1 protein-coding gene is annotated in these 306 nt (G+C 67.0%); it reads right to left on the reverse strand.

Translation table 11 applies throughout. From position 1 onward, the window contains the following. Positions 1-187 (reverse strand): sodium/glutamate symporter (locus tag ACLJNW_RS24215; protein ID WP_410961220.1); only part of this gene is annotated, 187 nt, incomplete at its 3' end. Between the last annotated feature and the right edge of the window lie 119 nt (positions 188-306).

The following is a 306-nucleotide window of genomic DNA, read 5'->3' on the forward strand; positions in this document are numbered from 1 at the left end:
CGCTGTCGAGCCAGCCGCGATCCCTGAGCAGCCAGACCAGGAAGGCGAAGCCGAAGCCGGCGATCACCGGCGACGGTACGCACAGACGTGTCAGCCAGCGGCTGCGCTTCTTCACTTGGCTGCCGAGGGCGAGCAGGAGCAGGGCGAGGGCGGTGGTGGACAGGGCGTCCAGGTGCAATGTCGGCATGGCGTGGCTCTATTGTTGTTGTGTGGGCGAAAGGGCGATCAGTTGACCAGGCTGTCGACCAGGCGCGCGGCGATCCGGGCGGTGCGCTGGTCGCTATCGAGTTGCGGGTTGAGTTCGGC

It is taken from the genome of Salmonella sp. SAL4457 (assembly GCF_046548235.1).
Classification (GTDB): domain Bacteria; phylum Pseudomonadota; class Gammaproteobacteria; order Enterobacterales; family Enterobacteriaceae; genus Salmonella; species Salmonella enterica.